General features: G+C 61.2%; 4 protein-coding genes. All 4 read right to left on the reverse strand.

All coding sequences use genetic code 11. The features are described from left to right. Nucleotides 1-55: 55 nt before the first annotated feature. The gene (locus EAH84_RS15735; protein WP_140872912.1) at nucleotides 56-778 is read right to left on the reverse strand and encodes an IS6 family transposase; all 723 of its coding nucleotides are present in this window, start codon (nucleotides 776-778) and stop codon (nucleotides 56-58) included. Between the two features lie 107 nt (nucleotides 779-885). Next, nucleotides 886-1,608: an IS6 family transposase gene (locus EAH84_RS15740; RefSeq protein ID WP_140872913.1), complete on the reverse strand. Its 723-nt coding sequence runs from the start codon at nucleotides 1,606-1,608 to the stop codon at nucleotides 886-888. Nucleotides 1,609-1,817: 209 nt separating this feature from the next. Beyond that, nucleotides 1,818-2,015 (reverse strand): hypothetical protein, encoded by a 198-nt coding sequence (locus EAH84_RS15745; protein ID WP_161978440.1) that lies wholly within the window; start codon nucleotides 2,013-2,015, stop codon nucleotides 1,818-1,820. Nucleotides 2,016-2,432: 417 nt separating this feature from the next. Further along, the coding region (locus EAH84_RS15750) for an integrase core domain-containing protein (RefSeq protein WP_140867210.1) at nucleotides 2,433-2,666 on the reverse strand (234 nt) is incomplete at its 5' end.

Here is a 2,666-nt window from a genome sequence, read left to right on the forward strand (position 1 = left end):
CAGTCTAATGCGAACTCGTCTCCACACGATGCAGTTCGGGCTTTGGGGTCATAACTCAGCCGGCGAGTGCCTGCCACTCGGCCAGCGCGGCCGAGCGGCGTTCCTTGTAGGTCTGGCGGTCGACGAGATGGCGCTGGAGATCGAAGTGATTGTGGACATTGGCATGGACGCTGGCGAATTTTTGTAGCGACTTCATCTGCCGGAATCTGACCATCGCCCGCTCCCGTCGTCGGAACGGCAGATGGCTGTTCTCGACCCGATTGTTGGCCCAACGTCCGATCTCCTGCTTATCGGCATTACCGAGCGCATTCATCGCAGCGCGGTACGAGCGGAGCCCGTCGGTGGTGATCGCCTCGGGCTTGCCGTGGCGCTTCAGTGCCTTCTTCATGAAGGTGAGTGCGGCATCCTTGTCGCGGGTCCTGGTGACGTAGCTTTCGAGGATCTCGCCCTCGTGGTCGACCGCACGCCATAGATACACCATCTCACCGTTCAGCTTCACGTACATCTCGTCGAGGTGCCAGCGCCAATGACGGAATCCGCGCATCCTCCACACGCGCTGGCGGCGGATGTCGCCGGCAAACATCGGACCGAACCTGTTCCACCACAGCCGCACCGTCTCGTGGCAAATGTCGATCCCGCGCTCGAACAGCAGGTCCTCGACGTTTCGCAGCGATAGCGGGAAGCGAATGTACATCATCACCACCAGGCGAATTACGTCAGGTGACGAGTTAAACCGTAGGAACGGGCTTGGCGGCTTCGCACGGGATTTTCGGCTCATTCTCGCCCGCTATCAGCCCACGCGGCGTCCTGCCACATTGGTCTGACAGAGCCGTCTAATGCGAACCGGTCTCTCCACGATGCAGTCCTGGCTTCGAGCGCATCGGCCTAGCTTGCGAGGATCCGCCACTCCGCCAGCGCGGCGGAGCGTCTTTCCTTGTAGGTCTGCCGGTCGACGAGATGGCGTTCGAGATTGAAATGATTGTGGACATTGGCGTGGACTGTGGCGAACTTCTGTAGCGTCTTCATTCGCCTGAACCGGAGCATCGCCCGCTCCCGTCTTCGGAACGGCAGATGGCTGTTCTCCGCCCGGTTGTTGGCCCAGCGACCGACCTCCTGCTTCTCCTCGTTGCCGAGGTCTTTCATCGCCGCGCGGTACGAGCGCAGCCCGTCGGTGGTGATGGCTGCTGGCGCGCCGTGGCGCTTGAACGCCTTCTTCATGAACGTAAGCGCAGCCGCTTTGTCGCGGGTCTTCGTGATGTAGCTCTCGAGAATCTCGCCCTCCTGGTCGACCGCTCGACAGAGGTAAACCATCTCGCCGTTGAGCTTCACGTACATCTCGTCGAGATGCCAGCGCCAATGGCGGAAACCGCGCATCGCACTCACCCGCTGGCGGCGGATGTCGCCTGCGAACATCGGACCGAACCGGTTCCACCACATCCGCACCGTCTCGTGGCAGATGTCGATGCCGCGGTCGAACAGCAGATCCTCGACGTTCCGCAGCGACAGCGGGAAACGCACGTACATCATCACCACCAGGCGGATTACCTCCGGCGACGAGTTGAAACGTCGAAACGGGCTTGGCGGAAGTGCTCTCGATTTTCGGCTCATCACCGGCCGGTATCAGCCACGCAGAGGCAGTGCCACGTTGGTCTGACAAAGCCCTGCATCACCGCCGTCGGCGGTGGACCGTCGCTACGCGATCACCGGATGGCTCAGCTGAGCGCCGAGCGCGCGCCGCGTGAGTATGTAACGAAAAAGGGGTGGGTGCCGTCTGGCCCCACCCCCTGGTTCAGCTTGCACCGAGCGCGTTCAGCGGATCAGTAGCAGCCCTTGCTGCCCTTGTTCCGGCTACCCTTGTTCTTGCTGCCCTTGTTCTTGCTGCCCTTGTTCTTGCTGCCCTTGCTGGCGCTGCCCTTGTTCTTGCTGCCCTTGCCGGGACCCTGGGGCGAGCTGCCGCAACCGCAACCGCCGGCACCATAGACGCTGTTGAGTTCGCTAAGACGAAGATCACGCATGAAATTTCTCCTGTTGGGTCGCCGCACCATCGTCAGTGCATGTGCAGAAGAATACGAAGGCGTAGCACGTTAGTCTTTGATTAACTTACGCAATCCATGTCCCATGATGAAACGGTTGTTAACCATGGTCGACAAGCATCATGCGGTGAGCGATATACGATTGTCGCTCGATTCCAGCAGCTTGTTCGACATCGCGGTCGCGCGCGATCGCGTTTAGCGGTATCGCAACCGCTCCCGGCGACCCCGCAGTGCGAGCGGAGCTCGAGAGAGCCTTCGAGAACTCGCCCCACACGTTGACCGCCATCGCGCTGTCAGTCTTCTCGCCGGATTCACAGGTCCTCCCCTTCCCGTCGGCAGAGGTGGCTCCGGTCGTCTGCACAGGCTCGCGGCTTGGATAAGTGGATCGCCGCTGGTTGATCATGCCGCTGCGAGAAGCGGCTGGTCGAAGTATATCTGGTCGGGCGTGCGGCCGCCAAGAGCTGAGTGCGGCCGGATGCCATTATAAAATGCGAAGTATCGGCCGATGCCGGCGCGGGCCTCGGGGACCGATGCGTAGGCGTGCAGATATACCTCCTCGTATTTCACCGAGCGCCAAAGGCGCTCAACGAACACGTTGTCGCGCCAGCAGCCCTTGCCGTCCATACTGATGGC

The sequence above is a fragment of the Sphingomonas oligophenolica genome (assembly GCF_006438955.1).
Classification (GTDB): Bacteria; Pseudomonadota; Alphaproteobacteria; order Sphingomonadales; family Sphingomonadaceae; genus Sphingomonas; species Sphingomonas oligophenolica_A.

Excerpts from the sequence above, each read along its gene's own strand:
- EAH84_RS15735 (WP_140872912.1), bottom strand. The coding sequence starts at position 778 with ATGAGCCGAAAATCCCGTGCGAAGCCGCCAAGCCCGTTCCTACGGTTT.
- EAH84_RS15740 (WP_140872913.1), bottom strand. The coding sequence starts at position 1,608 with ATGAGCCGAAAATCGAGAGCACTTCCGCCAAGCCCGTTTCGACGTTTC.
- EAH84_RS15745 (WP_161978440.1), bottom strand. The coding sequence starts at position 2,015 with ATGCGTGATCTTCGTCTTAGCGAACTCAACAGCGTCTATGGTGCCGGC.